24 protein-coding genes and 1 other annotated feature are annotated in these 25,874 nt (G+C 36.9%); of the genes, 18 read left to right on the top strand and 6 right to left on the bottom strand.

What is annotated here, in order from left to right; all coding sequences use genetic code 11:
- Nucleotides 1-6: 6 nt before the first annotated feature.
- On the bottom strand, nucleotides 7-345 hold the full coding sequence (rnpA, locus tag ACWOEC_RS01190; protein ID WP_297075552.1) for a ribonuclease P protein component: 339 nt from the start codon (nucleotides 343-345) through the stop codon (nucleotides 7-9).
- A 119-nt stretch (nucleotides 346-464) separates the two neighbouring features.
- Nucleotides 465-599, bottom strand: a complete 135-nt coding sequence (gene rpmH, locus ACWOEC_RS01185) for a 50S ribosomal protein L34 (protein WP_035020523.1) — start codon at nucleotides 597-599, stop codon at nucleotides 465-467.
- A 558-nt stretch (nucleotides 600-1,157) separates the two neighbouring features.
- On the opposite strand from rpmH, the gene dnaA reads away from it, so the two are divergent.
- The 14 genes from dnaA to ACWOEC_RS01115 all read left to right on the top strand — a co-directional run bounded on the left by dnaA (nucleotide 1,158) and on the right by ACWOEC_RS01115 (nucleotide 16,605).
- Complete coding sequence (gene dnaA / locus ACWOEC_RS01180; RefSeq protein WP_455305469.1) at nucleotides 1,158-2,492, top strand: chromosomal replication initiator protein DnaA; 1,335 nt, start codon at nucleotides 1,158-1,160, stop codon at nucleotides 2,490-2,492.
- Between the two features lie 169 nt (nucleotides 2,493-2,661).
- Nucleotides 2,662-3,792, top strand: a complete 1,131-nt coding sequence (gene dnaN, locus ACWOEC_RS01175; protein ID WP_297075544.1) for a DNA polymerase III subunit beta — start codon at nucleotides 2,662-2,664, stop codon at nucleotides 3,790-3,792.
- A gap of 219 nt (nucleotides 3,793-4,011) precedes the next feature.
- The gene (gene yaaA / locus ACWOEC_RS01170; RefSeq protein ID WP_455305492.1) at nucleotides 4,012-4,251 is read left to right on the top strand and encodes a S4 domain-containing protein YaaA; all 240 of its coding nucleotides are present in this window, start codon (nucleotides 4,012-4,014) and stop codon (nucleotides 4,249-4,251) included.
- Complete coding sequence (recF, locus tag ACWOEC_RS01165) at nucleotides 4,238-5,359, top strand: DNA replication/repair protein RecF (protein WP_455305468.1); 1,122 nt, start codon at nucleotides 4,238-4,240, stop codon at nucleotides 5,357-5,359. Before yaaA ends, recF begins: the two co-directional genes overlap by 14 nt.
- Nucleotides 5,359-7,311 (top strand): DNA topoisomerase (ATP-hydrolyzing) subunit B, encoded by a 1,953-nt coding sequence (gene gyrB, locus ACWOEC_RS01160; protein WP_455305467.1) that lies wholly within the window; start codon nucleotides 5,359-5,361, stop codon nucleotides 7,309-7,311. Before recF ends, gyrB begins: the two co-directional genes overlap by 1 nt.
- A 21-nt stretch (nucleotides 7,312-7,332) precedes the next feature.
- Complete coding sequence (gyrA, locus tag ACWOEC_RS01155) at nucleotides 7,333-9,807, top strand: DNA gyrase subunit A (protein ID WP_455305466.1); 2,475 nt, start codon at nucleotides 7,333-7,335, stop codon at nucleotides 9,805-9,807.
- A gap of 231 nt (nucleotides 9,808-10,038) precedes the next feature.
- Nucleotides 10,039-10,338 (top strand): 30S ribosomal protein S6, encoded by a 300-nt coding sequence (gene rpsF, locus ACWOEC_RS01150; RefSeq protein ID WP_455305465.1) that lies wholly within the window; start codon nucleotides 10,039-10,041, stop codon nucleotides 10,336-10,338.
- 44 nt (nucleotides 10,339-10,382) lie between these two features.
- On the top strand, nucleotides 10,383-10,889 hold the full coding sequence (ssb, locus tag ACWOEC_RS01145) for a single-stranded DNA-binding protein (protein WP_455305464.1): 507 nt from the start codon (nucleotides 10,383-10,385) through the stop codon (nucleotides 10,887-10,889).
- 24 nt (nucleotides 10,890-10,913) lie between these two features.
- Entirely contained in the window at nucleotides 10,914-11,150 is a 237-nt protein-coding gene (gene rpsR, locus ACWOEC_RS01140; protein ID WP_297076190.1) for a 30S ribosomal protein S18, read from the top strand.
- A gap of 210 nt (nucleotides 11,151-11,360) precedes the next feature.
- Nucleotides 11,361-12,818 (top strand): DHH family phosphoesterase, encoded by a 1,458-nt coding sequence (locus ACWOEC_RS01135; RefSeq protein WP_455305463.1) that lies wholly within the window; start codon nucleotides 11,361-11,363, stop codon nucleotides 12,816-12,818.
- A 5-nt stretch (nucleotides 12,819-12,823) separates the two neighbouring features.
- Complete coding sequence (gene rplI, locus ACWOEC_RS01130) at nucleotides 12,824-13,279, top strand: 50S ribosomal protein L9 (protein ID WP_297076186.1); 456 nt, start codon at nucleotides 12,824-12,826, stop codon at nucleotides 13,277-13,279.
- 36 nt (nucleotides 13,280-13,315) lie between these two features.
- Nucleotides 13,316-14,680, top strand: coding sequence for a replicative DNA helicase (gene dnaB, locus ACWOEC_RS01125; RefSeq protein ID WP_455305462.1), 1,365 nt, complete (start codon nucleotides 13,316-13,318; stop codon nucleotides 14,678-14,680).
- 192 nt (nucleotides 14,681-14,872) lie between these two features.
- Nucleotides 14,873-16,165, top strand: coding sequence for an adenylosuccinate synthase (locus ACWOEC_RS01120; protein ID WP_455305461.1), 1,293 nt, complete (start codon nucleotides 14,873-14,875; stop codon nucleotides 16,163-16,165).
- A 197-nt stretch (nucleotides 16,166-16,362) separates the two neighbouring features.
- Nucleotides 16,363-16,605, top strand: coding sequence for a GlsB/YeaQ/YmgE family stress response membrane protein (locus tag ACWOEC_RS01115; RefSeq protein WP_455305460.1), 243 nt, complete (start codon nucleotides 16,363-16,365; stop codon nucleotides 16,603-16,605).
- Nucleotides 16,606-16,647: 42 nt separating this feature from the next.
- On the opposite strand, the gene ACWOEC_RS01110 is transcribed toward ACWOEC_RS01115, so the two are convergent.
- From ACWOEC_RS01110 to proB, 4 genes are all read right to left on the bottom strand, one after another.
- Nucleotides 16,648-18,270: an ABC-F family ATP-binding cassette domain-containing protein gene (locus tag ACWOEC_RS01110; protein ID WP_455305459.1), complete on the bottom strand. Its 1,623-nt coding sequence runs from the start codon at nucleotides 18,268-18,270 to the stop codon at nucleotides 16,648-16,650.
- A gap of 105 nt (nucleotides 18,271-18,375) precedes the next feature.
- The gene (locus tag ACWOEC_RS01105) at nucleotides 18,376-18,606 is read right to left on the bottom strand and encodes a hypothetical protein (RefSeq protein WP_455305458.1); all 231 of its coding nucleotides are present in this window, start codon (nucleotides 18,604-18,606) and stop codon (nucleotides 18,376-18,378) included.
- Between the two features lie 99 nt (nucleotides 18,607-18,705).
- Entirely contained in the window at nucleotides 18,706-19,953 is a 1,248-nt protein-coding gene (locus tag ACWOEC_RS01100; RefSeq protein ID WP_455305457.1) for a glutamate-5-semialdehyde dehydrogenase, read from the bottom strand.
- Nucleotides 19,954-20,757, bottom strand: a complete 804-nt coding sequence (gene proB / locus ACWOEC_RS01095; RefSeq protein ID WP_455305456.1) for a glutamate 5-kinase — start codon at nucleotides 20,755-20,757, stop codon at nucleotides 19,954-19,956.
- Between the two features lie 230 nt (nucleotides 20,758-20,987).
- Here proB and ACWOEC_RS01090 point away from each other — a divergent pair, with 230 nt between their 5' ends.
- The 4 genes from ACWOEC_RS01090 (at nucleotide 20,988) to gltX (ending at nucleotide 25,616) form a co-directional block, all read left to right on the top strand.
- Nucleotides 20,988-21,488, top strand: coding sequence for a dCTP deaminase/dUTPase family protein (locus ACWOEC_RS01090; RefSeq protein ID WP_297077794.1), 501 nt, complete (start codon nucleotides 20,988-20,990; stop codon nucleotides 21,486-21,488).
- Between the two features lie 14 nt (nucleotides 21,489-21,502).
- The gene (gene radA / locus ACWOEC_RS01085) at nucleotides 21,503-22,873 is read left to right on the top strand and encodes a DNA repair protein RadA (RefSeq protein WP_455305455.1); all 1,371 of its coding nucleotides are present in this window, start codon (nucleotides 21,503-21,505) and stop codon (nucleotides 22,871-22,873) included.
- Nucleotides 22,874-22,889: 16 nt separating this feature from the next.
- Complete coding sequence (locus ACWOEC_RS01080) at nucleotides 22,890-24,014, top strand: PIN domain-containing protein (RefSeq protein WP_455305454.1); 1,125 nt, start codon at nucleotides 22,890-22,892, stop codon at nucleotides 24,012-24,014.
- 147 nt (nucleotides 24,015-24,161) lie between these two features.
- Entirely contained in the window at nucleotides 24,162-25,616 is a 1,455-nt protein-coding gene (gene gltX, locus ACWOEC_RS01075; RefSeq protein WP_455305453.1) for a glutamate--tRNA ligase, read from the top strand.
- Nucleotides 25,617-25,809 (top strand) — a binding site (T-box leader). It begins immediately after the preceding gene.
- The last annotated feature ends 65 nt before the right edge of the window (nucleotides 25,810-25,874 follow it).

Genomic DNA, 25,874 nt, shown 5'->3' with positions numbered 1-25,874 from the left:
TCTCCCTTACTTGATTATTCCTGCAAGTGCGAATACATGTTTTAGATTCGAATATACTTCTTGAGAGGGCAAATCGACAGTAGATGGTCGTGCAATGATGATAAAATCCAAGTCTGAGCGAATTTCATCTTGTAAAGCTGCGACACTTGCTCTGATTTTTCGTTTTACAGCATTACGATGCACAGCATTCCCTACCTTTTTTCCAACGGATAATCCCACACGAAAATGTTTTTGATTGGGTTTATCTAATATATAGACAATAAATTTACGATTCGCAAACGATTTTCCTGTATGGAATACTTTTTGAAATTCTTGTTCTTTTTTAACTCGATACGCCTTTCTCATCCTCAATTCATCCATTCTTTTTGATTATACTCACGCAGTTATCATACCATATTTCAAAGTCTTTCTTCATTAGGTTTCCTTAAAAATGGGTATAAAAAAAACCACTGAGGTTCAGTGGCTTATGCAGAAAGAACCTTTCTGCCTTTACGACGACGGCTAGTTAAGACGCGACGTCCATTTTTTGTGCTCATACGTTTACGGAATCCGTGAACTTTTTGACGTTTACGTTTATTTGGTTGATACGTTCTTTTCAATGATTTCACCTCCAAATAGAAATTCTATTCGTTCTATTATGTAGAAACATACTTTGATAGTATACCGAAAGAACTACTGATTTGTCAATAAAAAAATAATTCACTTCACCTTGATTCTTCGTTATTCTTCGTAGAAAGTTACCCACAGTTTTATCCACATTTTAACAAAAGCCTATGGATAACTCAAAAATCAAAAAAACTTTTAAAAAAGTTATCCACTGGGTTATCCACAAGTTATCCACAAATACACACCCTGTGGAAAAGTTTTACACAGCTAGTTAAAAAACTGTGGAAAAGTCTTTTAAAAGTTGCTATTATACTCTATATTATCCACAGACCATTGTGGATAGTCTATTTTTTTTAAAAGTTATCCACGATATTTTAAAACTGTGGATAACTTTTATTCACAGGTGTGTAAAAGTCTTTCCACAGTTTTTTTATTTTGTGGATAAATCGACTAAATACTGAATCTTTTTATTCCATTCTGTGGAAAAGTTTTATTTTTCATGCTACATTTAGACTATCTATTTTTATTTTTATATAAGGAGGTACACAAGTATGACATCTCTTGATGAGATCTGGGCAGAACTTCAAGAACGATACAAAAACGAAATGAATTTTGTCAGTTATAATACTTGGGTCGATACCGCACAACCTCTTTCCTTTCAAAAAAATCAATTAATGATTGAAGTTCCAAGTGAGCTTCACAAGAATTATTGGGAAAAAAACCTAGCAGGTCAGATTTTAGAAACAGGATATCGCTTAAATGGAGAAGAACTATTTCCGATTTTTGTCACACCAGATGATTCAAATAAATACGCGGAAAAAACTCCTGAAGAACCATTACCTAAAGACGATTACTTAGAAGCTCAATCTGTTTTAAATCCTAAATATACTTTTGATACATTTGTAATTGGAAAAGGAAATCAAATGGCTCATGCAGCTGCCTTGGTAGTTGCAGAAGATCCAGGATCCATTTATAATCCATTATTTTTCTATGGTGGAGTTGGCCTTGGAAAAACCCATTTGATGCATGCCATCGGACATCAAATGTTACAGCGTAGACCAGATGCAAAGATCAAATACGTCAGTAGTGAGAATTTTACGAATGACTTTATCAATTCAATCAAGCGTAAAGAAATGGAATCATTTCGAGAAGAGTACCGTACGGTCGATCTACTATTAGTAGACGATATCCAATTTTTGGTCAATAAAGAAGGTACACAAGAAGAGTTTTTTAATACGTTTGAAGAACTTTATTTAAATAATAAACAGATCGTATTGACCAGTGATCGGTTACCAAACGAAATTCCAACTTTACCAGAACGTCTCGTTTCACGTTTTGCTTGGGGATTATCTGTTGATATCACTCCACCTGATCTGGAAACGAGAACCGCTATTTTAAGAAAAAAAGCCGAAGCTGAACGTCTAGAGATTCCCGATGATACACTAAGCTATATTGCAGGACAAATCGATTCGAATATTCGTGAATTAGAAGGTGCCTTAGTACGTGTTCAAGCTTTTGCTACCATGAAAAATGCTGATATTTCTACTAGCTTAGCTGCCGAAGCTTTAAAAGCCCTAAAAGGATTAGAACCGATCGGCCAAGCCTCTGTTCTAAAAATTCAAGAAAAAGTATCAAACTACTATAATATCCCTGTTTCCGACTTAAAAGGAAAAAAACGGGTTAAAAGTATTGTATTGCCGAGACAAATCGCAATGTACCTTGCTAGAGAACTAACAGATAGTTCGTTACCAAAAATCGGCGCTGAATTTGGTGGAAAAGATCATACCACAGTTATCCATGCACACGAAAAAATCCAGCAACTTATCAAAAATGATCCTATATTAGAACGCGAAGTGGCTGAACTCAAACAACTCGTTATAGGATAGTGTGGACAAATCCTTTTTTATCCACATAGTTATACACAGCTTATCCACAAGTAAAAATAGAGCTTTCCCTTGTTATACGTGGACTTATCCACAGTTATCCACAGTATACACAGCCCTATTACTATTACTATTCTTTTAATAATAAATATATATAAAGGAGCTTACCTAAATGAAACTAACTCTACATCGTCCAACATTTATGCAAGAATTACAAAAAGTCCAAAGAGCCATTTCAAGCAAAACTACTATTCCAATTTTAACTGGAGTAAAATTGAGTTTGACTCATAATGGTTTGACCCTAACAGGAAGCAATGCAGATATTTCAATCGAAACTTTTTTAAGTGTAGAAAATGAAAAAGCCCAAATGACTATCGAAGAAACAGGAGCTATTGTATTACAAGCACGTTTCTTTAGTGAGATCATCAAAAGATTACCTGAAGATTTCGTGACAATGAATGTCATTGAAAACAATCAAGTAGAAATTACGTCTGGTAAAGCAAGTTTTACTGTAAATGGCTTAGATGCTGATAATTATCCACATCTTCCAGTTGTGGATACAACAAATCAATTAGCTGTCCCGATTCAAATCTTAAATCAATTAATCAATGAAACAGTTTTTGCTGTTTCACAACATGAAAGTCGTCCGATTCTAACTGGAGTTCATATGGTGTTAAAAGAACAACAACTATTAGCTGTTGCGACAGATTCACATCGTCTAAGTCAACGAATCATTCCATTAGGAACAGAACATGATCAATTTGATATCGTGATTCCTGGAAAAAGCTTAACTGAATTATCTCGTTCTTTAGGAGAAACAGAAGAGTCAGTAGAGATCAGTATTATGGAAAATCAAGTTTTATTTGAAACAGCTACAACTAAATTTTATTCTCGTTTGTTGGAAGGAACCTATCCGGATACAAATCGTTTGATTCCAAATAGCTTTAACACCGAAATCGATTTTTCAGTTCGCTCACTGCAAGCAGCAATTGACCGTGCATCATTACTGTCGCATGAAGGACGGAATAATATCGTTAAATTATCGATCACTGCTAATGAAGTCGTATTATATGGAAATTCACCTGAAGTAGGTCGAGTGGAAGAAGTATTATCTTATGAGCGAGTAAGTGGGGATCCTTTAGAGATCTCATTTAATCCAGACTATATGAAAAAAGCTTTACAAGCTTTTGGAGACACTTCAATCTCAGTTCGTTTTATCTCAGCGATTCGTCCGTTTACCTTAGAACCAACTGAAGGTAATGGCGCATTCATCCAGTTAATTACACCAGTTCGTACTAATTAGATTTTATTTTTAGAAAATAATCTGAAAATGAATAGAAAACAATAATTATACTAAATCAAGGTTTAAATTCCATTTTAAGCCTTGATTTTTATTTTGGTTTAAAACTATCAAAAAAGGTACAAGTCGCCTTAAAAGCAAAAATAAATAGGGAAATTTGTTTTATATGTGAAAAAATAGTATAATAGAGGTATATGTCTTGTGGAAGAATCGAGGGAAAAAATGAAAGAAAAAATCTTTTTAACATCAGAATATATGACACTTGGACAAATGTTAAAAGAAGTGACGATTATCAGCAGTGGTGGACAAGCAAAATGGTTCCTAGCTGAACATACAGTATTTGTAGATGGAGAAGTTGAGAATCGCCGTGGCCGTAAGTTGTATGCCGGTATGATGATTGAAATTCCAGAATATGGTACATATTTCATGGCCTCACAGGATCAACAACATGAGACTGAGTAATCTTGAATTACAAAATTTTAGAAACTATGATCAACTTGCATTGACATTTACGAAAGATTTGGTGATTTTTCTAGGTGAAAATGCGCAAGGAAAAACAAATGTACTTGAAGCAATCTATGCTTTAGCGATGACTAGAAGCCATCGTACTGCCCATGAACAAGAATTAATATCATGGCAAAAAAAAGAGGCAAATATAAGTGGCCACATAGAAAAAAATAGCCATAATATCTTGCTAGAAGTACGTTTTACGAAAAAAGGTCGTAGAACTAAAATCAATCATTTAGAACAAAAAAAATTAAGTTCTTATGTGGGTCAAATGAATGTGATTTTGTTTGCTCCAGAAGATTTAGCTTTAGTAAAAGGAACACCACAACTACGCCGTAAGTTTTTAGATATGGAGATTGGTCAGATCAATTCTGTTTATTTATATAATCTAGTCCAGTATCAAAAAATTTTAAAGCAACGTAATCTTTACTTAAAAAAATTAGCCGAAACGAAAAAACCGGATGAACTGTATCTTACGGTTTTGACAGAACAGTTAGTCGAATTTGGCAGTAAGGTATTGTATGAACGATTGAAATTTGTCAAAAAATTAGAGTACTGGGCGAACACATTGCATCAATCAATTAGTCAACAAAAAGAAACGCTGACTATCACTTATGATTCGTCAATCGAGTTATCAACAGAATCCACAATAAAATCCATTGCCAAAATTTATCAACAGGCTTTGGGGAAAACTCAACAGAATGAACGATTTAGGCAAATCACACTCGTAGGACCTCACCGAGATGAGTTGCTTTTTTTTATTAATGGCCGGAATGTCCAAACATATGGATCGCAAGGTCAACAACGAACAACGGCTTTGAGCGTCAAACTTGCAGAAATTGATTTAATGAAAGAAGAAACTGGTGAGTATCCAATTCTACTGCTAGATGATGTGATGAGTGAGTTAGACGATTCAAGACAACTGCATTTACTAGAAGCAATCGAGGGTAAAGTCCAAACGTTTTTAACAACAACGACACTGGAACATGTCAAAGAAAAGATGACGGTAGAACCCATGATTTACTATGTTGAACAAGGAAAGATAAAAGGAGAGAGTGCGTAATGACGGAAGAAGAGAAAAATTTAGTCGAACGTGCCAAGGAATATGATGCAAGTCAAATTCAGGTACTTGAAGGATTAGAAGCAGTTCGTAAACGACCTGGTATGTACATTGGCTCAACGAGTTCAGAAGGGCTACACCACTTAGTTTGGGAAATTGTGGATAACTCAATCGACGAGGCACTCGCAGGTTTTGCAACGAAGATTGAAGTTGTTGTGGAAAAAGATAATAGTATCACTGTGTTAGATGATGGTCGGGGGATTCCTGTGGATATCCAAGCAAAAACAGGACGTCCTGCTGTGGAAACAGTATTTACAGTATTGCATGCTGGTGGGAAATTTGGCGGTGGCGGATACAAAGTATCTGGAGGACTACATGGAGTTGGTTCTTCGGTGGTCAACGCATTGTCAACGACTTTAGATGTTAAAGTCTACAAAGACGGTAAAATTTATCACCAACAATACCAACGTGGTGCTGTTGTAGAAGATCTTAAAGTAATTGGCGAAACACAATTACACGGAACAGAAGTCCATTTTGTTCCAGATCCAGAAATCTTCCAAGAAACTACAGAGTTTAATTTTGAAAAATTAGCCACTCGTGTTCGTGAACTAGCCTTTTTAAATCGCGGTCTGCATATTTCCATTGAGGATCGTCGTGTTGAAGAAGAAGTAGTTTTACGCGAATTTCATTATGAGGGTGGAATTAAAAGTTACGTCGAGCATTTAAATGATACAAAAACGGTACTTTTTCCAGAACCGATTTATCTTGAAGGTAACCAACAAGATATCAGTGTCGAAGTTTCAATGCAGTATACGGATGGATATCACGCAAACCTATTAAGTTTTGCCAACAATATCCACACATATGAAGGTGGAACACATGAATCGGGATTTAAAACAGCACTGACTCGTGTCATCAATGATTATGCACGTAAACAAAAGTTGATGAAAGAAAATGATGATAATTTGACTGGAGAAGATGTTCGTGAAGGATTGACTGCTGTCATTTCGATCAAACATCCTGATCCTCAATTTGAAGGTCAAACAAAAACGAAATTAGGAAATTCTGAAGTCCGAACTGTAACGGATCGATTGTTCTCAGAGCATTTTTCGAAGTTTTTATTTGAAAATCCTACTGTTGGCCGTCAAATCGTAGAAAAAGGAATGCTTGCTTCTAAAGCACGTCTAGCTGCGAAAAGAGCGCGGGAAGTGACACGTCGTAAAGGCGCCTTAGAAATCAGTAGTCTCCCAGGTAAACTGGCAGATTGTTCGAGTCGTGAACCAGAAAAATGTGAATTATTTATCGTGGAGGGAGATTCTGCCGGAGGATCAGCTAAACAAGGCCGTGATCGAGAATTCCAAGCGATCTTACCAATTCGCGGGAAAATCTTAAATGTAGAAAAAGCAACAATGGATAAAATTTTAGCCAATGAAGAGATCCGTTCATTATTTACAGCTATGGGGACAGGTTTTGGTGGCGATTTTGATGTATCAAAAGCACGTTATCACAAATTGGTGATCATGACGGATGCCGATGTCGACGGTGCTCACATTCGGACTTTGTTATTAACATTATTTTATCGCTACATGCGCCCAATCGTCGAGGCAGGATATGTTTATATTGCGCAACCTCCTTTATATGGAGTAAAACAAGGTAAAAATATCACGTACGTTCAACCTGGTAAACGTGCAGAAGAAGAATTACAACGTGTAGTTTCTGAACTACCAGCTTCTCCAAAACCAAGTGTGCAACGATACAAAGGATTAGGTGAAATGGATGACCATCAATTATGGGAAACGACGATGGATCCAGAAAACCGTCTGATGTTACAAGTAACAGTCGATGATGCAATCGAAGCGGATCAGATATTTGAAATGTTAATGGGAGACCGAGTAGAACCACGCCGTGCATTTATTGAAGAGAATGCGCATTACGTGAAAAACTTAGACATCTAACCTTAGAGGAGGAACTACCTATTGAGTGAAGAAATTAAACAAAATATCCAACATGTGAACTTAACGAGCGAAATGAAGGACTCATTTATTGACTATGCAATGAGTGTCATCGTTGCTCGGGCACTTCCTGATGTACGTGATGGATTAAAACCAGTTCACCGTCGTATTTTATACGGAATGAACGAACTAGGTGTTACACCAGATCGTGCGCATAAAAAATCAGCACGTATCGTAGGGGATGTCATGGGTAAATATCATCCTCATGGTGATAGTGCAATCTACGAATCTATGGTACGTATGGCGCAGCCTTTTAGTTACCGTTATATGCTTGTAGATGGTCACGGAAACTTTGGTTCTGTCGATGGTGATGGTGCTGCAGCAATGCGTTATACAGAAGCACGGATGAGTCGTTTGGCTGTTGAAATGTTAAGAGATATCAATAAAGATACTGTCGATTTCCAAAGTAACTATGATGATACAGAACGCGAACCAGCTGTTTTACCAGCACGTTTTCCCAATCTTTTAGTCAATGGAACAACAGGGATTGCTGTGGGAATGGCTACAAATATTCCGCCTCATAACCTAAATGAAGTGATCGCAGCGATCGATTTAGTGATGGAAAATCCAGCAGTAACAACAAGTGAATTGATGGAAGTCTTGCCTGGGCCAGATTTTCCGACAGGTGGAATCGTGATGGGAAAATCTGGTATCCGTCGTGCGTACGAGACAGGTAAAGGGTCTATCATTGTTCGAGGCCGAGTGGAAATCGACGAAATGAAAAATGGGAAAGAACGTATCCTGATCACAGAATTACCTTATATGGTTAATAAAGCGAAATTGATTGAGCGTATCTCAGAGCTACATCGTGATAAACGAATAGAAGGAATTACTGCACTACGTGATGAATCAAGTCGTGCAGGGATGCGGATCGTGATCGAGGTTCGTCGTGACGTCAGTGCTTCTGTTATTTTAAATAACATTTACAAAATGACAGCTTTACAATCATCATTTGGATTTAACATGTTAGCCATCGAAAACGGTGTACCAAAAGTATTGAGTGTAAAACGTATCTTAGAAGATTACTTAGAGCATCAAAAAGAAGTAATCACTAGACGGACACGTTTTGATAAAGCAAAAGCTGAAGCGAGAGCACATATCCTTGAAGGATTGCGGATTGCATTAGATCATATCGATGAAATCATTGCGATGATCCGTGCTGCCAAAGCCGATGACGAAGCAAAACAAGCGTTGATCGCACGTTTTGAATTTTCAGATCGCCAAGCACAAGCAATCTTGGATATGCGTTTGCGCCGTTTGACTGGTTTAGAACGTGATAAAATCGAGAATGAGTACCAAGAACTATTGAAATTGATTGCTGATCTTGAAGACATCCTAGCACGCCCAGAACGCGTGTTAGAAATCATAAAAGAAGAGTTGCATGAATTAGGGACACGCTTTGGTGACAAACGTCGTACAGAGTTATTAGTGGGAGAAGTATTGTCTTTAGAAGATGAGGACTTGATCGAAGAAGAAGAGATCGTGATCACGCTGACTAATAATGGATACATCAAACGTTTAGCAAAAAGCGAGTTCCGCTCTCAACGTCGCGGTGGACGCGGTGTGCAAGGGATGGGCGTACATGATGAAGACTTTGTTAAAAATCTAGTTTCATGTTCTACGCATGATACTTTGCTTTATTTCACCAATGCAGGGAAAGTTTATCAAGCTAAAGGATACGAAATTCCAGAGTACGGACGTACAGCCAAAGGAATTCCAGTTATCAATCTCCTTGGAATCGATTCTAGCGAGCGTATCCAAGCGATCGTACCTGTTTCGAAACAAGAAAATACGGAAGACGAATACTTATTCTTCACAACTCGTTTAGGTGTAGTCAAACGTACCTCAGTAGCAGCATTCTCAAACATTAGAAGTAATGGATTAATTGCGATTGGCTTAAAAGAAAATGACGAATTAGTCAATGTACTACAAACAAAAGGTCAAAACGAAATTATCATTGGGACACATCTAGGTTATTCTGTAACGTTTGCTGAATCAGCTGTGCGTGATATGGGAAGAATGGCCGCTGGAGTTCGAGGTATTCGTTTACGAGATGAAGACTATGTAGTTGGTTCGGCTATTTTACATGAAGATAGCGAAGTTCTTGTGATTACGGAAAATGGATACGGAAAACGCACAGCAAGTCAAGAATATCCAATCAAAGGTCGTGGTGGTAAAGGAATCAAAACGGCTAATATTACAGAAAAAAATGGACCTTTAACAGGTTTGGCGACAGTTAGTGGCGATGAAGATATTCTAATGATCACTAATAAAGGTGTCATTATTCGGTTTAATGTTGCGAGTGTTTCGCAAACTGGACGTTCAACGTTAGGTGTTCGTCTCATGAAAATGGAAAATGGTGCAAAGGTAGTGACAATGGCTACCGTAGAACCAGAAGAATTGGAATTATCAAGTGAGGAAGAATCTTCTGAAGCTTAAGTTTAAAAATATTTTGCATATAATAGTAATCCCAAAAAATTAGAGTGAGGCTCTAATTTTTTGGGATATTTTTTTATTTTGCGTATTTAATTACGATGGGGAAGAAAAAAGATATAACTTGCTTTTTCATGAAAATAGATGTATAATTTTTATTTGTGAGTAGTCCAAACAGACAACTCTCTCTGCCCTTAGAGCAATAAGGGCCAAAGTCCATAGGGAGGTGAAAAATCAATGGAAAATTCGAAATATGAAATCTTATATATTATTCGTCCAAACATTGATGAAGAAGCAAAATCAGCTTTAATCGAACGTTTCGATACAATCTTGAAAGATAACGGAGCAGAAGTTATCGAATCAAAAGATTGGGAAAAACGCCGTCTAGCGTACGAAATGAACGGATTCCGTGAAGGTATCTATCACATCGTAAAAATTTCTTCTCCATCAACAGCAGCAGCAGTGAACGAATTCGATCGTCTTGCTAAAATCAATGACGATATTATCCGTCACATGATTGTTAAAGAAGAAATCTAATTGTTTCACGTGAAACAAAAAAAACGATGAGGAGATGACGAACCTTGATTAATAATGTTGTATTAGTCGGACGATTGACTAAAGATCCAGATTTACGTTATACAGCAAATGGTGCGGCAGTAGCAACGTTTTCTTTAGCTGTGAATCGTAATTTTACGAATCAAAGTGGTGAACGAGAAGCTGATTTCATCAATTGCGTTATTTGGCGCAAACCTGCTGAAACATTAGCTAATTATGCACGTAAAGGAACCTTACTGGGTGTTACCGGTAGAATCCAAACGCGAAACTACGAAAATCAACAGGGTCAACGAGTATATGTTACTGAAGTAGTGGCAGAAAACTTCCAATTGTTAGAATCTCGCACGGCGTCTGAAAAACGACAAGGTGGAGAAACAAGCTTTGGTGGAAATCAATCATCGAACTTTGGCAACAATTTCAATCAAAACCAGACATCTCAACCATCAAACGGAATGCCGAATTTTGATCGTGATACTTCTGATCCATTCGGAAGCTCATCAATTGACATTTCAGATGATGACTTACCATTCTAGAACAAATGATAGGAGGGAAAAAGGATGGCACAACAAAGAAGAGGCGGACGCAAACGTCGTAAAGTAGACTATCTTGCAGCTAACCATATTGAACATGTGGACTACAAAGATATCGAATTATTAAAAAGATTTATCTCAGAACGCGGTAAAATTTTACCACGTCGTGTAACTGGTACTGGTGCTAAAAATCAACGTAAATTAACAGTTGCAATCAAACGTGCACGTATTATGGGATTATTACCATTCGTTGGTGAAGAATAAACCATATTTAAATAAAGGAATCTCATAATTATGAGGTTCCTTTTTTGTATCATTATGTTTCACGTGAAACATGAAAAAACCAAGCTATCTGAACAGTAGGAGTCCGGAATCATTTTGTGGTAAAATATCATATAAGAATGAATAAAGGTAAATGAATTATATTTTATCAAAGGTTTTCTAGAAAATGTTGGTATATTAAGGAGTAAGAACATGACAGTGATTGGAATTATTTCTTTAGATAACTATGATGATTTGATCGACCAAATGGATGATAAGTATGTATCAACGTTGAATTCGTTAGTTACAACGATTATTTCAGACTGGGCGAATAGCTATCATATCTTTTATAAACGCTTGAATTCAGAACGCTATCTTTTTGTGGCAAATGAGGAAAATTTAGAGGAAATGCAACAAAAGAAGTTTCCCATTTTAAATCAAGTGAAAGAAGCAGAAATGCACAGTGAATTTATTTTAACGATCAGCATTGGCATTTCATATGGACAAGATAACATTGAAACGATTGGCGAACGAGCGCAAATGAATCTAGATTTAGCTCAGGCTAGAGGTGGCGATCAAGTAGTCGTACGTGGTGAAGATCCTGCAAGTAAGCCATTATTTTATGGTGGGAATACGGATGGAACGATTCGAAGAACAAGAACACGTTCTAGAGCAATGAGTGTGGCTTTAAAACGTTTGTTTAGTGAAAATAAAAAAGTATTCATTATGGGTCATCGTTTTCCCGATATGGATGCGATCGGTGCTTCATTTGGAATGGCTACAATCGCGCAAATCGTTGAGATCGAACCATATATTTTGATTAACTATCAGCAACTAAATCCAGATGTGAGTCGCTGCATCGACGAATTGGAAAAATATCCAGAGCTGAATTCACTATTAATCGAAGAGCAAGCTGCACTAGAGCTAATCGATGAGGATAGCTTACTGGTGATGATCGACCATAATAAACCTTCTTTAGGGATCTCTGACGCTGTATATCAAGCAATCGATAAAGTGATCATCGTGGATCATCATCGGCGTAGTGAAGAGTTTCCACAGCGACCTTTACTTACTTATATCGAAACATCAGCTTCTTCGACTTCTGAACTAGTCTCAGAATTTATTCAATTTTTAACAACACGTAAGCAACGTTTGCCTAGATTAGTTCCGACCTTATTATTGGCAGGTATCTATGTAGATACGAAAAATTTTATCGTTAGAACGACAGGAAAAACTTTTGATGTAGCTAGTTTTTTAAAGTCTAAAGGAGCAGATAATCTTTTGATTCAATATCTTTTGAGTTCGGACTTGGATTCGTATCTATTAATTAGTGGACTAGTCGCCAGAAGTAAGTATTATCGTAAAGATATTTTGATTTCTGTTGCCGAAGATCATGAAATTTACGATAGTATTACAGTAGCAAAAACTGCCGATACACTATTGTCCTTAAATGGAATTAGCGCTTCTTTTGTGGTCACGAGACAAGCTGGAGAGAAGATCGGTATTAGTGCTAGAAGCACTGGGAAAATCAATGTTCAAGCGATTATGGAAGCATTGGATGGCGGTGGTCATTTTACCAATGCAGCAACACAGATTTCGAATAAAACACTAAGTGAAGTACAAGATATGCTTTATAATGAATTAGATCAACGAAATTTTAACGAGGAGTGAATAAAATGAAAGTTATTTTTTTAGCAGATGTCAAAGGTAAAGGTAAAAAAGGTGAAGTTAAAGAAGTACCGGCCGGTTATGCACAAAACTTTTTATTCAAAAATAAATTAGCGAAAGAAGCTACCAATGAAACGATCGCTGAGCTGAAAGGTAAACAAAAAGCACAAGAAAAGCATGAAGCAGAGCTTGTTGCCGAAGCAGAGCAATTAAAAGCCACTTTAGAGGCAGAAAGTACTGTTGTAAAACTACAAGCTAAAGCGGGGCAGGATGGTCGTTTATTTGGTTCAATTCCTTCTAAACAAATAACAGATGCTTTAGAAAAACAATATAAGATCAAAGTCGATAAACGAAAAGTGGAATTGAAACAACCTATTCGTACACTAGGATATACAGATATCCCAGTAAAACTACACCAAGGTGTCAATGCTACGATTCGAGTGCATGTTGAAGAAATAAAATAAAAGTAGACTAATGTAACAAATGAGGGGAACAATAGAATGAATGAAGTTTGGCAAGACCGCATTCCGCCTCAAGACATTGAAGCAGAACAAGCTGTACTAGGAGCAATCTTTTTGGATGCAGATACAATTGTAGATGCAATGGAAGTATTAGAACCGCGAGCTTTTTATCGTCGTGCACATCAACTGATATTTCAAGCTATGATCCAGTTAAATGATCGCAATGAAGCGATTGATGTGATTACGTTGAAATCAGAGTTGGAGCAAGCAAATGGATTAGAAGATGTTGGTGGAATTGCTTATCTAGTTGAACTAAGTCAGGCTTCACCATCTGCTTCTAGTATCGTATACTATGCGAAAATTGTTAGCGATAAAGCGATGTTACGCAATTTGATTCATACTGCTAACCAAATCGTCACAATGGGCTTTGAGCAAAGTGAAGATATCCAAACGATCATTGATGATGCAGAACGTAGTATTTTAGAAGTGACCGAAAAGCGAAATAGTAGTGGTTTTCGCTCAATAGCCAATGTTTTAAATACTACTATCGAAACAATTGATCAGTTAGCTCAACAAGGAGAAGCGATCACAGGTTTGCCGACGGGGTATCAAGCATTAGATAAAATGACTGCTGGCTTACAAAAAGAAGAGCTGATTATTATTGCAGCTCGTCCAGCTGTTGGGAAAACGGCCTTTGCACTGAATATTGCGCAAAATATTGGCACAAAAACTGATGAATCAGTTGCGATTTTTAGTTTGGAGATGGGTGCTGAATCATTGGTCAATCGAATGCTTTGTGCCGAAGGATCGATTCAAGCAGCCAACTTGCGAACAGGGCAATTAACTGAAGAAGAATGGCGTGCACTGATTGTCGCTATGGGAAGTTTATCGCAAGCTAATATTTACATTGATGATACACCAGGGATCAAGATTTCAGAGATTCGTGCACGTTGTCGTAAATTAGCTCAAGAAAAAGGCGGTCTAGGTCTGATTTTAATTGATTATTTGCAATTGATTGAAGGTACTGGTCGTGAGAGTCGCCAACAAGAAGTTTCAGAGATTTCACGTCAGTTAAAAAAATTGGCTAAAGAATTAAAAGTGCCTGTTATTGCACTGTCTCAGCTTTCTCGTGGAGTCGAACAACGACAAGATAAACGACCAGTTTTAAGTGATATCCGTGAATCCGGTTCGATTGAACAAGATGCAGATATCGTAGCCTTTTTGTATCGAGAGGATTACTATGAACGTGAAGGTGAAGATAACGAAGAAAAAGAAGAACAGATCGACAATAAAGTGGAAGTAATCATCGAGAAAAACCGTAGTGGTGCTCGTGGAACTGTGGAATTACTTTTCATTAAAGAGTACAATAAATTTTCTTCACTTTCCTTACGCGAGGAATTTTAAAAAAGCAATCTAGAGATTTTTTTCTAGATTGTTTCTTTTTTTCTGTAAATTTGTTTATAAATTACAATAATGTTCGTTTTTTACTTGTTTTTTAAGCGAAAAAATAAAAAATATTCGATAATTATTTGAATTATTGTGCAAAACTTGCTACAATGTTTTGGGAATACAACAAAATAAGAAAGAGGTATTCATATGTCATCAGTAGTAGTAGTAGGAACGCAATGGGGCGACGAAGGTAAGGGGAAAATCACTGATTTTTTAAGTGAAAATGCAGAAGTTATTGCTCGCTATCAAGGTGGAGACAATGCAGGTCATACCATTAAATTTGATGGAACAACGTATAAATTACATTTAATTCCTTCAGGGATTTTTTATCCAGAAAAAATTAGTGTTATCGGAAACGGCGTTGTAGTCAATCCAAAATCACTAGTAAAAGAATTGGCTTATTTAAAAGACAACCAAGTCACTACCGATAATTTACGTATTTCTGATCGCGCTCACGTTATTTTACCGTACCATATTAAATTGGATCAATTACAGGAAGATTCAAAAGGCGAGAACAAAATCGGAACGACAATCAAAGGGATTGGGCCAGCCTATATGGATAAAGCTGCTCGTGTGGGAATTCGAATTGCTGATTTATTAGATAAAGAAATCTTTGCTGAACGTTTAGCAATCAATTTAGAAGAAAAAAATCGTCAATTTGTTAAAATGTTTGATTCTGAACCAATCGAATTTGATGATATTTTTGAAGAATACTATGCTTATGGACAACAAATTAAACAATATGTTACAGATACTTCAGTCATTTTAAACGATGCTTTAGATGAAGGTCGACGTGTCTTATTTGAAGGTGCTCAAGGAGTAATGCTAGATATCGACCAAGGAACATATCCATTTGTTACTTCTTCTAATCCAGTTGCTGGTGGGGTAACGATCGGTAGCGGTGTGGGACCTTCTAAAATCGATAAAGTAGTTGGTGTTTGTAAAGCATATACATCACGTGTAGGAGATGGACCATTTCCAACTGAGCTATTCGATGAAGTCGGCGATCAGATTCGTGAAGTTGGCCGTGAATATGGAACAACAACAGGACGTCCACGTCGTGTCGGTTGGTTCGATTCAGTTGTAATGCGTCATTCTCGTCGCGTATCTGGAATTACAAATCTTTCGTTAAACTCAATCGATGTGTTAAGTGGGCTAGAGAAAGTTAAAATTTGTACGGCATACGATTTAGATGGAGAATTGATCTATAACTACCCAGCGAGCTTAAAAGAGTTACAACGCTGCAAACCTGTTTATGAAGAATTACCAGGATGGTCAGAAGATATTACCGGTTGTAAAACATTAGCTGAGTTACCTGAAAATGCACGTAATTATGTTCGTCGTATTTCAGAATTAGTCGGTGTTCGCATCTCTACTTTCTCAGTAGGACCTGATCGTAACCAAACGAATATTTTAGAAAGTGTTTGGTCACAGATTTAAAGATTAAGAAGAGCAAATTGCTCTTCTTTTTTTTGTGAATTTCATTAATTAAATAACTTAAGTTTTATAATTTTGAATCTCATTTAAGCATATTAAGTGACGAATATGTAAGGTTATAGTATGATTGTTTTATCGCATAAGGTAACAAAAATATATGTGAAGCAATTATTCGAATTATATTGAAGGGAGTGTTTTATATGGGATTAATCTGGTCATTAATCGTCGGTGCGATCATCGGTGCGATTGCAGGTGCTATCACAAATAAAGGATCTTCTATGGGTTGGATTGCAAATATCGTTGCAGGTCTAGTCGGATCTTTTGTAGGACAAGCATTATTTGGAACTTGGGGACCATCTTTAGCAGGTATGGCATTGATACCATCAATTATTGGGGCAATTATCGTAGTTGCTGTTGTAGCGTTCTTCGTAGGTCGCAAATAATCAAAATAGTAAAAACGCTTGGGAAATCCCCAAGCGTTTTTTTTATGCAGATAATTCAGCAATTCGTGCTTGAACATCTGGATTTTCTAAAAATTCATCATAAGTTGTTTCAGCACGATCCACAACTCCATTTGGGGTTAGCGCAATAATACGGTTTGCTAATGTTTGAATGAACTGGTGATCATGAGAAGCAAATAATAATGAACCAGTGAAGGACATTAAACCATCATTTAGCGCCGTGATTGATTCTAAATCCAAGTGATTTGTTGGATCATCTAAAACTAAAACATTGGCTTTTGAAAGCATCATTTTAGATAGCATACAGCGGACTTTTTCGCCCCCTGATAAGACATTTACTGATTTTAAGACTTCGTCACCAGAAAAGAGCATACGACCTAAAAAGCTACGTAAAAACGTATTGTCATCTTCTTCTTTACTGGCATACTGACGTAACCAATCTAAAATAGTGATTTCACTTGAGAATTCCTTTGTCGTATCTTTTGCGAGATACGCCTGAGTAGTGGTAACACCCCAACGAACGCTTCCAGTATCTGGTGTTAGATCACCCATAATCACGCGGAAAAGTGTCGTGGTCGCAATATCATTATCGGCAACAAAAGCGACTTTATCATCTTTATTTAATGTAAAGCTGATATTATCTAAGATTTTTTTACCGTCGATTGTGACACTCACATTTTCAACTTGTAATAGATCGTTTCCGATTTCGCGTTCGGGTTTAAAGCCTACGAAAGGATAACGTCTAGATGAAGGTTGAATATCATCTAAAGTAATTTTATCTAGCATTTTTTTACGAGAAGTTGCTTGTTTAGATTTTGAAGCATTTGCGCTAAAACGAGCAATAAAATCTTGTAATTCTTTAATCTGTTCTTCTTTTTTAGCATTTGACTGTGACTGTAATTTTGCAGCTAATTGACTAGATTCTAACCAAAAATCATAGTTTCCGACATATAATTTGATTTTACCAAAATCAAGATCGGCCATGTGTGTACATACTTTATTTAAGAAATGACGGTCATGAGATACAACAATGACTGTATTTTCAAAGTTGATTAAAAATTCTTCTAACCAATTGATTGATTGGATATCTAAACCATTTGTTGGCTCATCTAAAAGCAAGACATCTGGTTTACCAAAAAGAGCTTGAGCTAATAACACTTTGACTTTTTGACCACCAGTTAACTCACTCATCAATGAATCATGTAAGTTTTCTGGGATATTTAATCCTTGTAACAATACTGAAGCTTCTGATTCTGCTTCCCATCCATTTAATTCAGCAAATTCGCCTTCGAGTTCAGCCGCACGAATACCGTCTTCATCGCTAAAATCTTCTTTCATATAAATGGCATCTTTTTCTTTCATGACCTTATACAATTGCTCATGACCCATAATCACAGTTTCTAATACGGTGTATTCTTCAAAATCATAATGATTTTGTCGTAATACAGCTAAACGTTCATTAGGACCCATAATCACATTTCCTGTAGAAGGTTGGATATCACCAGCCAAAATTTTTAAAAAAGTCGATTTTCCTGCACCATTTGCACCAATCAAGCCATAACAATTTCCGGGCGTAAATTTAATATTAACATCATCAAAAAGTTTGCGATCCGAAAAGTGCAAACTAACATCACTTACTGTAATCAACGCGTTTCCTCACTTTATTTGAATTTGACCGAAGTCTTCTTAAAATTATAGCCGTCCAAGCCCAAACTTTCAAGAAAATCAACAGATTCAAAGGAAACTTTAAGGTCATCCTTGTGATAAACTATTTTTCCAGTAAGTATGGTTGATATGTTCGATATAGATTGTAATCTGGATTGTTTTTCCTTCGCTTTCATTAATTGCGCGAGAGACACCACGAACAGCATAAAACTTATCCGTTTCTTTTAATTCCACAGTATCCCCTGTACGTGGTACTTCATCGAGTTTACTTTCGATCGTTTTTCTACTATAAAGATCGACAAAAGATACATGATACATAAAAACACCCCTTATTTTATTCGGTCTACTTATTGTAACCTCTTACATTTTAAGAGTAAAGAAAATCCGAACTTCAATGATGAAAGTTCGGATTTATGATCATTCACGAATTTGACCGTTGCCGTAAACGATATATTTGATAGAAGTCAGTTCAGGTAATCCCATTGGACCACGAGCATGGATTTTTTGAGTCGAGATTCCAATTTCAGCACCATAACCAAACATGAAACCATCAGTAAAACGAGTGGAGGCATTGACATAAACTGCAGCAGCATCGACTTCATTTAAGAATTTTTGAGAAGCTTGATAGTTATCTGTAATGATCGCCTCAGAATGTTTCGTATTGTAATAATTGATATGAGCGATAGCATTCTCAATAGAGCCGACTAATTTTACAGCTAAAATATAGTCAGAATACTCTGTTTCCCAATCAGATTCATTAGCCAAAGTGGCAGATGTCAAATAAGCAAGAGCTTCCTCATCAGCGTGCAGTTCGACGTTAGCATCTAGTAAGGCACGCTCTAAGTGGGGAAGATAGTCTTTGGCAACATCACGATGAATAAGCAGTGTTTCTGCTGCATTACAGACTGAAGGACGTTGAGCTTTAGCATTGACGACGATATCAATCGCCATTTGCAATTGGGCATCTTTATCAATATAAACATGATTATTTCCAGTTCCAGTTTCAATGACAGGTACTGTGGCTGTCTCTTTTACTCGTTTGATCAAGCCAGCGCCACCACGAGGAATCAAAACATCCAGATAATCAGTCAATTTCATCAAAGCTGCTGCTGTTTCATGAGAAGTATCTGAAACAAATTGAATCGCGTATTGAATTTCAGGATAGGCTGCTAAAATTTCTTGCATAATTTGGACCAGTTTTTGATTGGAGTGAAATGCTTCTTTTCCACCACGTAAGATGACAGCATTTCCTGATTTGAAACAAAGACTAGCTGCATCGGTCGTGACATTTGGCCGAGATTCATAGATAATTCCAATAACACCTAAAGGAACTCGTTTCTTTCCAATTAAAAGACCATCTTCAGTTGTCCACATGTTATCCACATTACCCGCAGGATCAGGTAATTGAATGACTTGGCGAATGCCTTCAGCCATTTCTAAGATACGTTCTGTGGATAGCTTCAAACGATCTTGCATTACAGGTGCGATGTTATTTGCAGTAGCTTGTGCTAAATCTTTTTCATTTGCTGCTAAGATGGCTGGTGTTTGGTCGATTAATGCTTGTGCGATTTGTTCTAAAATTTGATTTTTTGCAGTCGTTGTGAGTAGACTTAAAGCATGAGCACTTGTTTTGGCTTGTGTGCCGAGTTGTGTTAGTAAATCCATTTAGCTTTCCTCCTTAAATAGGGTCCCAATTTTTTTACCAGCTAAAATATCAAAAATAATTTTAGGTCGTTGACCATTAGCCAAAACCATCGTGCTATGATTTTTCAATACGCGCTTAGCTGCTTTTAACTTACTAGTCATACCACCCGTACCATAGTCGCTTCCCTTACTGGTAGCTTGAATCAATAAGTCGTCTGTGATATTTGCAATATGCGAATAAAGAGTTGCTTTGGGATCAGTTACTGGATTATTTGTATAAAACCCGTCGATATCTGATAACATAATTAAAAGATCGGCGTCGATCAGTTCACTGACAATTGCAGATAATTGATCATTGTCTCCAAATTTTGTTTGGTGGTCAAGTTCATCTACGGCTACAGTGTCGTTTTCATTAATGATTGGGATCAATCCCATATCGAGTAGCTGTTCTAAAGTATTGATTACATTGTCACGACTGGTAGGATATTCGACAATATCACGTGTAAGTAACAATTGTGCAGTTTGCTTGCCATAATTAGCAAAGCGTTGATTGTAAATATTCATCAAAGCAGCTTGACCTACAGCTGCAACTGCTTGTTGTTTAGGGATCGTAGTTGGTCTAGTAGCAAGATTAAGATGATTCATTCCAACACCTACAGCTCCAGAAGAGACTAAAATGACTTCTTTTTCTTGATTGCGTAGATCACTTAATACAAATGCCAGTTCATCGATACCACTAAGGTTGATTTCACCATTAGGATACATTAATGAGCTCGTTCCGATTTTGATCACGATTCGTTTTGCTTCATTTAGTTTAGATCGCATATAGACACTCCAAGTTTCTTGTTTTTTTATAATTGTTCTTATTTTACCTATAAATGCGTCAGAAGTCATGTTTCTTTTATTAAAAAATTCTGTAAATTATCATGATCTGTTTCGCTTTTGTTTTTTTTCTCCTAAATTATCGCTAAAATAGAAATAGTATGATCGATTATCAGATGAGTTTATAGATTCTATGATAGAATAGATTTTGTAATTTAATAGGAGGAAAAAAAGTGAAAAAAAGAGGATTTGAAATTGTAACAACTTACCAAAATCAAGGGATTCGGTTACCTATTCGTGCAACTAAACAAGCAGCTGGCTATGATTTTGAAGCAGCAGAAGATATTGTCATTCCTAGTGTAATCAAGCAGTGGATGCAACATAAGGGAGATTTGACAAAAAGCTTAAAACCAACACTTATTCCGACAGGGATTAAAGCATACATGCAAGAAGATGAATTTTTACAGTTGGCCAACCGATCAAGTAATCCATTAAAACGTTTCTTGATGATGGGAAATGGTGTAGGGATTATCGATGCAGATTATTATGGGAATGATGCAAATGAAGGACACATCATGTTTCAATATATAAACTTTGGAATGACTGACCAAGTCATAAAAAAAGGTGAACGGATCGGACAAGGAATCTTTTTACCATTTTTAAAAGCAGATGAAGATCAAGAGCAAACAAAAGCTACTAGAACAGGTGGATTTGGTTCTTCTGGAGGAAATTAAAAAGGAGGCGTTACATGGCAAAAAAAGCAAAGATTCAATTTGAATGCCAACATTGTGGTTATGTTTCGCCACGTTTTTTAGGAAAGTGTCCACAATGTCAAAGTTGGAATTCTTTAGTTGAAGTGAAGATACAAGATCAAACGGATCGACGGACACGTGCGACAATCACGGGAGAAAAAATGCGCCCTACACGATTGAATGATGTGATCCCCAAAAAACAAGCTAGAGTACAAACAGAATTAGAAGAATTAAATCGAGTTCTAGGTGGTGGTGTCGTACCAGGTTCAATGGTTTTACTTGGTGGTGATCCTGGGATCGGAAAGTCGACTTTATTATTACAAGTATCCCAACAGTTGGCTGCAACAGGTGGTAAAGTATTATATGTTTCCGGAGAAGAAAGTGCAGAACAGATCAAAATGCGTGCCCAACGCTTAGGTGTTATCGATCAAGAATTTTACTTATATGCAGAAACAGATATGTCTGATATTAGAAAAGCTATCGAGGATCTACAACCAGATTACGTTATCATCGATTCGATTCAAACAATGACTCAGCCAGATGTAAGCAGTGTTGCTGGAAGTGTGAGTCAAGTACGTGAAACAACGGCTGAATTACTCAAAATTGCAAAAAGCAATGGGATCGCGATTTTTATTGTTGGACACGTGACCAAAGAAGGCTCAATTGCAGGACCTAGAATGTTAGAACACATGGTGGATACGGTATTGTATTTTGAAGGGGAACAACATCAAAGTTTTCGAATTCTACGTGCTGTAAAAAATCGCTTTGGTTCAACCAATGAGATCGGTATTTTTGAAATGGTCGAAGGTGGACTAAAAGAAGTACAAAATCCTTCGCAAGTTTTTTTAGAGGAGCGACTGGCCGGAGCGACTGGCTCAGCAATCGTTGTGGCTCTAGAAGGTAGTCGGCCGATTTTGGTTGAAATCCAAGCTTTAGTAACACCTACGATGTTTGGAAATGCTAAAAGAACCACTACGGGCCTAGATTTTAATCGGGTATCCTTGATCATGGCCGTACTGGAAAAACGAACAGGTCTACTTTTGCAAAATCAAGACGCTTATTTGAAAGCTGCTGGAGGTGTTAAATTAAACGAGCCAGCAATCGATTTAGCAATTGCGATCAGTTTAGCCTCTAGTTATAAAGAAAAAGGGACGAGTCCTGAAGAATGTTTTATTGGAGAAATCGGATTGACTGGAGAAATCCGTCGCGTTACTGCAATCGAACAACGGGTGAAAGAAGTTCAAAAACTAGGGTTCACTCGAGTCTATGTTCCTAAAAATAATTTGAGTAATTGGCAAGCACCTAAGGAAATTGAAGTAATCGGTGTAGCAACATTATCAGAAGCTTTGCGCAAAGTGTTTCGGTAAATAAGGAGGGGTGTTGATGAAACAGCGAGTAGTGACAATTTTAATGATACTAGCAGGAATTAGTCTAGGGATTTCGATTTTACCAACTGGTTGGGAGATGATCGGCCAAGCAAATAATGATTGGTTGAACAATACTATCACAAATAGTATTTTGGGAGCACTTATTTTTTACCTTTTATCTCTAATATTTGTGAAGTATATCTTAGCTGGTATCAAGCATTTGGAAGAAAAATTAAGTGAATTTAGTGTACCCTATATTTTATTTGGTTCGATTGGAGCAATTATCGGCTTACTATTAGGTGTCATTATTTCAATCCCATTTTTTAATTGGCAGTTACCATTCGTCAATAGTATTGTACCTGTTATTATGATGTTTATTCTTGGATATTTAGGTTTTCGTTTGGGAACGACCCGAATGGATGAATGGCGTAAGATGTTTGCGCCAAAAGCTAAAAAAAATGAAGAAGCAACTGATAGTCAATTGCTCGATCGAAAAAGTAGTGAGGCCTTCCGAAAACATAAGATATTAGATACGAGTGTGATTATCGACGGACGGATTTATGATATTGCGCAAACGGGGTTCTTAGAAGGAGTATTACTGATTCCAAACTTTGTATTGTTTGAGTTACAATATATCGCAGACTCTAGTGATAGTCTAAAGCGCGTGCGGGGACGTCGGGGATTAGATATTTTAAATGCTTTGCAAGAAGATGAAAAAATCGCAGTTGAGATGTACGAAGGTGACTTTGAAGACATTCCAGAAGTCGATACTAAACTATTAAAATTAGCAAAATTAGTTGATGGGGTTGTTGTGACCAATGACTTTAATTTAAATAAGGTGGCTTCATTCCAAAACGTTCCGGTATTAAATATCAATGCGCTAGCAAATGCAGTCAAACCGGTCGTGATTCCAGGTGAAACGATGAATGTCCTTGTCGTAAAAGCAGGTACAGAAAGACAACAAGGTGTAGCTTATCTTGATGATGGTACGATGGTAGTTGTTGAAGATGGCCAGCACTTTATGAATGAACGAATCGAAGTGGTCGTAACAAGTGCACTACAAACGGCAGCTGGTCGTATGATTTTTGCAAAACCAGCACATGGAACCAGAGGAATTCGCCATGAGGATCAAAATAAATAAAAAAATCGAAAAAATGCTTCAAGGTTGTTCAGTTGACTTTACTATTCGCGCTATTGAATGTACAATTCAACTGAACAGCTTTTTTTGTAAGCGAGAAGAATCATTTTATTTTAGAATAAAATCGATAGTTAAGAAAAGAGGATTATTATGACAAAAGTACGTGTACGTTACGCACCAAGTCCAACTGGACATTTGCATATTGGGAACGCGAGAACCGCACTATTTAACTACCTATATGCACGCCATCATGATGGAGAATTTATTATCCGAATTGAAGATACTGACCAAAAACGTAATATTGCAGATGGTGAAAAAAGTCAATTAGAAAATTTAGCTTGGCTAGGTATGGAGTGGGATGAATCTCCTCAAAAACCAGGTGAATATGGTCCTTATCGTCAGTCAGAACGTAAAGAGATCTATCAACCAATGATCGATCAACTCCTAGCAAGTAATTTAGCGTATAAGTGTTATTGTACAGAAGAAGAACTAGAAGCAGAACGCGATGCACAACGTTCACATGGTGAAATGCCTCATTATGGTGGTAGATGTGCCAATCTATCTCCAGAAGAGCAAGCAGAAAAAGAATCAATGGGAATTACTCCTGTTATTCGTTTCCGTGTACCAAAAGGTAGTGAGTATCGTTTCAACGATATGGTCAAAGGTGAAATTGCTTTTGAAGCTGAAAATGTAGGTGGAGATTTTGTAATTCAAAAACGCGATGGAATGCCAACATATAATTTTGCAGTAGCTGTCGACGATCATTTGATGAAAATCACACATGTTCTACGTGGAGATGATCATATCGCCAACACACCAAAACAATTGATGATCTATGAAGCTTTTGGCTGGACACCGCCTGAATTTGGACATATGACTTTGATCATTAATTCAGAAACAGGTAAAAAATTAAGTAAACGTGATGAAACGATTTTACAATTTATCGAACAATATCGTGAATTAGGTTATTTACCAGAAGCAATGTTCAATTTTATTGCTCTTTTGGGTTGGTCACCAGTTGGTGAAGACGAATTATTTAGCCAAGAAGAATTGATTAAATTATTCGACCATGAACGTTTAAGTAAATCACCAGCAGCATTTGATGCTAAAAAATTGGAATGGGTAAACAATGCGTACATGAAAGTTATGGATCTAGATACTTTAACTGCAATGTGTGTACCTTATCTAGTAAAAGCGCATGATTTAGGTGAATTGGATGAAACAAAACAAGCTTGGATCAAAAAAATCGTGGCTTTATATCAACCACAAATGAGCTATGCACAAGAAATCGTAGAACTTTCTAGTTTATTCTTTGAAGAACATCCAACATTAGATGAAGCAGCTAAAGAAGTTTTAGCGGGTGAAACTGTACCAACTGTTTTAGCAGCTTTTAAAGAAAAATTATCTGCAATGGAAATTGTAGAGGCAGCAGAGGTAAAAGCTGCTATCAAAGAAGTTCAAAAAGAAACTGGAATAAAAGGGAAAAATCTCTTTATGCCAATCCGCGTAGCTGTTTCAGGTCAAACACATGGTCCTGAATTACCAGATACCGTAGAATTATTAGGCAAAGAAAAAGCTTTGACGCATTTAAATCAAGTTTTATAGACAAACACAGTGAACAGACGAAGTACGACTTCCTTTTTTTAAGAGAGATTGTGGTTGGTGAAAACAATCAAAAGGATGAGGAAATGCACCTGGGAGTGGTTTTGGCTAACGTCAAAAACGGATAAAGACCGTTATTCTTTTAAGGCAGAGAAATCTGTAAAGAAAAGTGGAACCACGCCATCGCGTCTTTTTGCATACAATGTGTATGTAAAAAGACGCGATTTTTTATACTTGAATAAAGGAAGGAAACAATAAAAC

It is taken from the genome of Enterococcus bulliens, from assembly GCF_053761865.1.
Note: the sequence above shows the minus strand (reverse complement) of the source record. Positions and strands in the feature narration are given on the sequence as shown.

Excerpts from the sequence above, each read along its gene's own strand:
- rnpA (WP_297075552.1), bottom strand. The coding sequence starts at position 345 with ATGAGAAAGGCGTATCGAGTTAAAAAAGAACAAGAATTTCAAAAAGTA.
- dnaA (WP_455305469.1), top strand. The coding sequence starts at position 1,158 with ATGACATCTCTTGATGAGATCTGGGCAGAACTTCAAGAACGATACAAA.
- dnaN (WP_297075544.1), top strand. The coding sequence starts at position 2,662 with ATGAAACTAACTCTACATCGTCCAACATTTATGCAAGAATTACAAAAA.
- yaaA (WP_455305492.1), top strand. The coding sequence starts at position 4,012 with ATGAAAGAAAAAATCTTTTTAACATCAGAATATATGACACTTGGACAA.
- recF (WP_455305468.1), top strand. The coding sequence starts at position 4,238 with ATGAGACTGAGTAATCTTGAATTACAAAATTTTAGAAACTATGATCAA.
- gyrB (WP_455305467.1), top strand. The coding sequence starts at position 5,359 with ATGACGGAAGAAGAGAAAAATTTAGTCGAACGTGCCAAGGAATATGAT.
- rpsF (WP_455305465.1), top strand. The coding sequence starts at position 10,039 with ATGGAAAATTCGAAATATGAAATCTTATATATTATTCGTCCAAACATT.
- rpsR (WP_297076190.1), top strand. The coding sequence starts at position 10,914 with ATGGCACAACAAAGAAGAGGCGGACGCAAACGTCGTAAAGTAGACTAT.
- ACWOEC_RS01135 (WP_455305463.1), top strand. The coding sequence starts at position 11,361 with ATGACAGTGATTGGAATTATTTCTTTAGATAACTATGATGATTTGATC.
- rplI (WP_297076186.1), top strand. The coding sequence starts at position 12,824 with ATGAAAGTTATTTTTTTAGCAGATGTCAAAGGTAAAGGTAAAAAAGGT.
- dnaB (WP_455305462.1), top strand. The coding sequence starts at position 13,316 with ATGAATGAAGTTTGGCAAGACCGCATTCCGCCTCAAGACATTGAAGCA.
- ACWOEC_RS01120 (WP_455305461.1), top strand. The coding sequence starts at position 14,873 with ATGTCATCAGTAGTAGTAGTAGGAACGCAATGGGGCGACGAAGGTAAG.
- ACWOEC_RS01115 (WP_455305460.1), top strand. The coding sequence starts at position 16,363 with ATGGGATTAATCTGGTCATTAATCGTCGGTGCGATCATCGGTGCGATT.
- ACWOEC_RS01105 (WP_455305458.1), bottom strand. The coding sequence starts at position 18,606 with ATGTATCATGTATCTTTTGTCGATCTTTATAGTAGAAAAACGATCGAA.
- ACWOEC_RS01100 (WP_455305457.1), bottom strand. The coding sequence starts at position 19,953 with ATGGATTTACTAACACAACTCGGCACACAAGCCAAAACAAGTGCTCAT.
- proB (WP_455305456.1), bottom strand. The coding sequence starts at position 20,757 with ATGCGATCTAAACTAAATGAAGCAAAACGAATCGTGATCAAAATCGGA.
- radA (WP_455305455.1), top strand. The coding sequence starts at position 21,503 with ATGGCAAAAAAAGCAAAGATTCAATTTGAATGCCAACATTGTGGTTAT.
- ACWOEC_RS01080 (WP_455305454.1), top strand. The coding sequence starts at position 22,890 with ATGAAACAGCGAGTAGTGACAATTTTAATGATACTAGCAGGAATTAGT.
- gltX (WP_455305453.1), top strand. The coding sequence starts at position 24,162 with ATGACAAAAGTACGTGTACGTTACGCACCAAGTCCAACTGGACATTTG.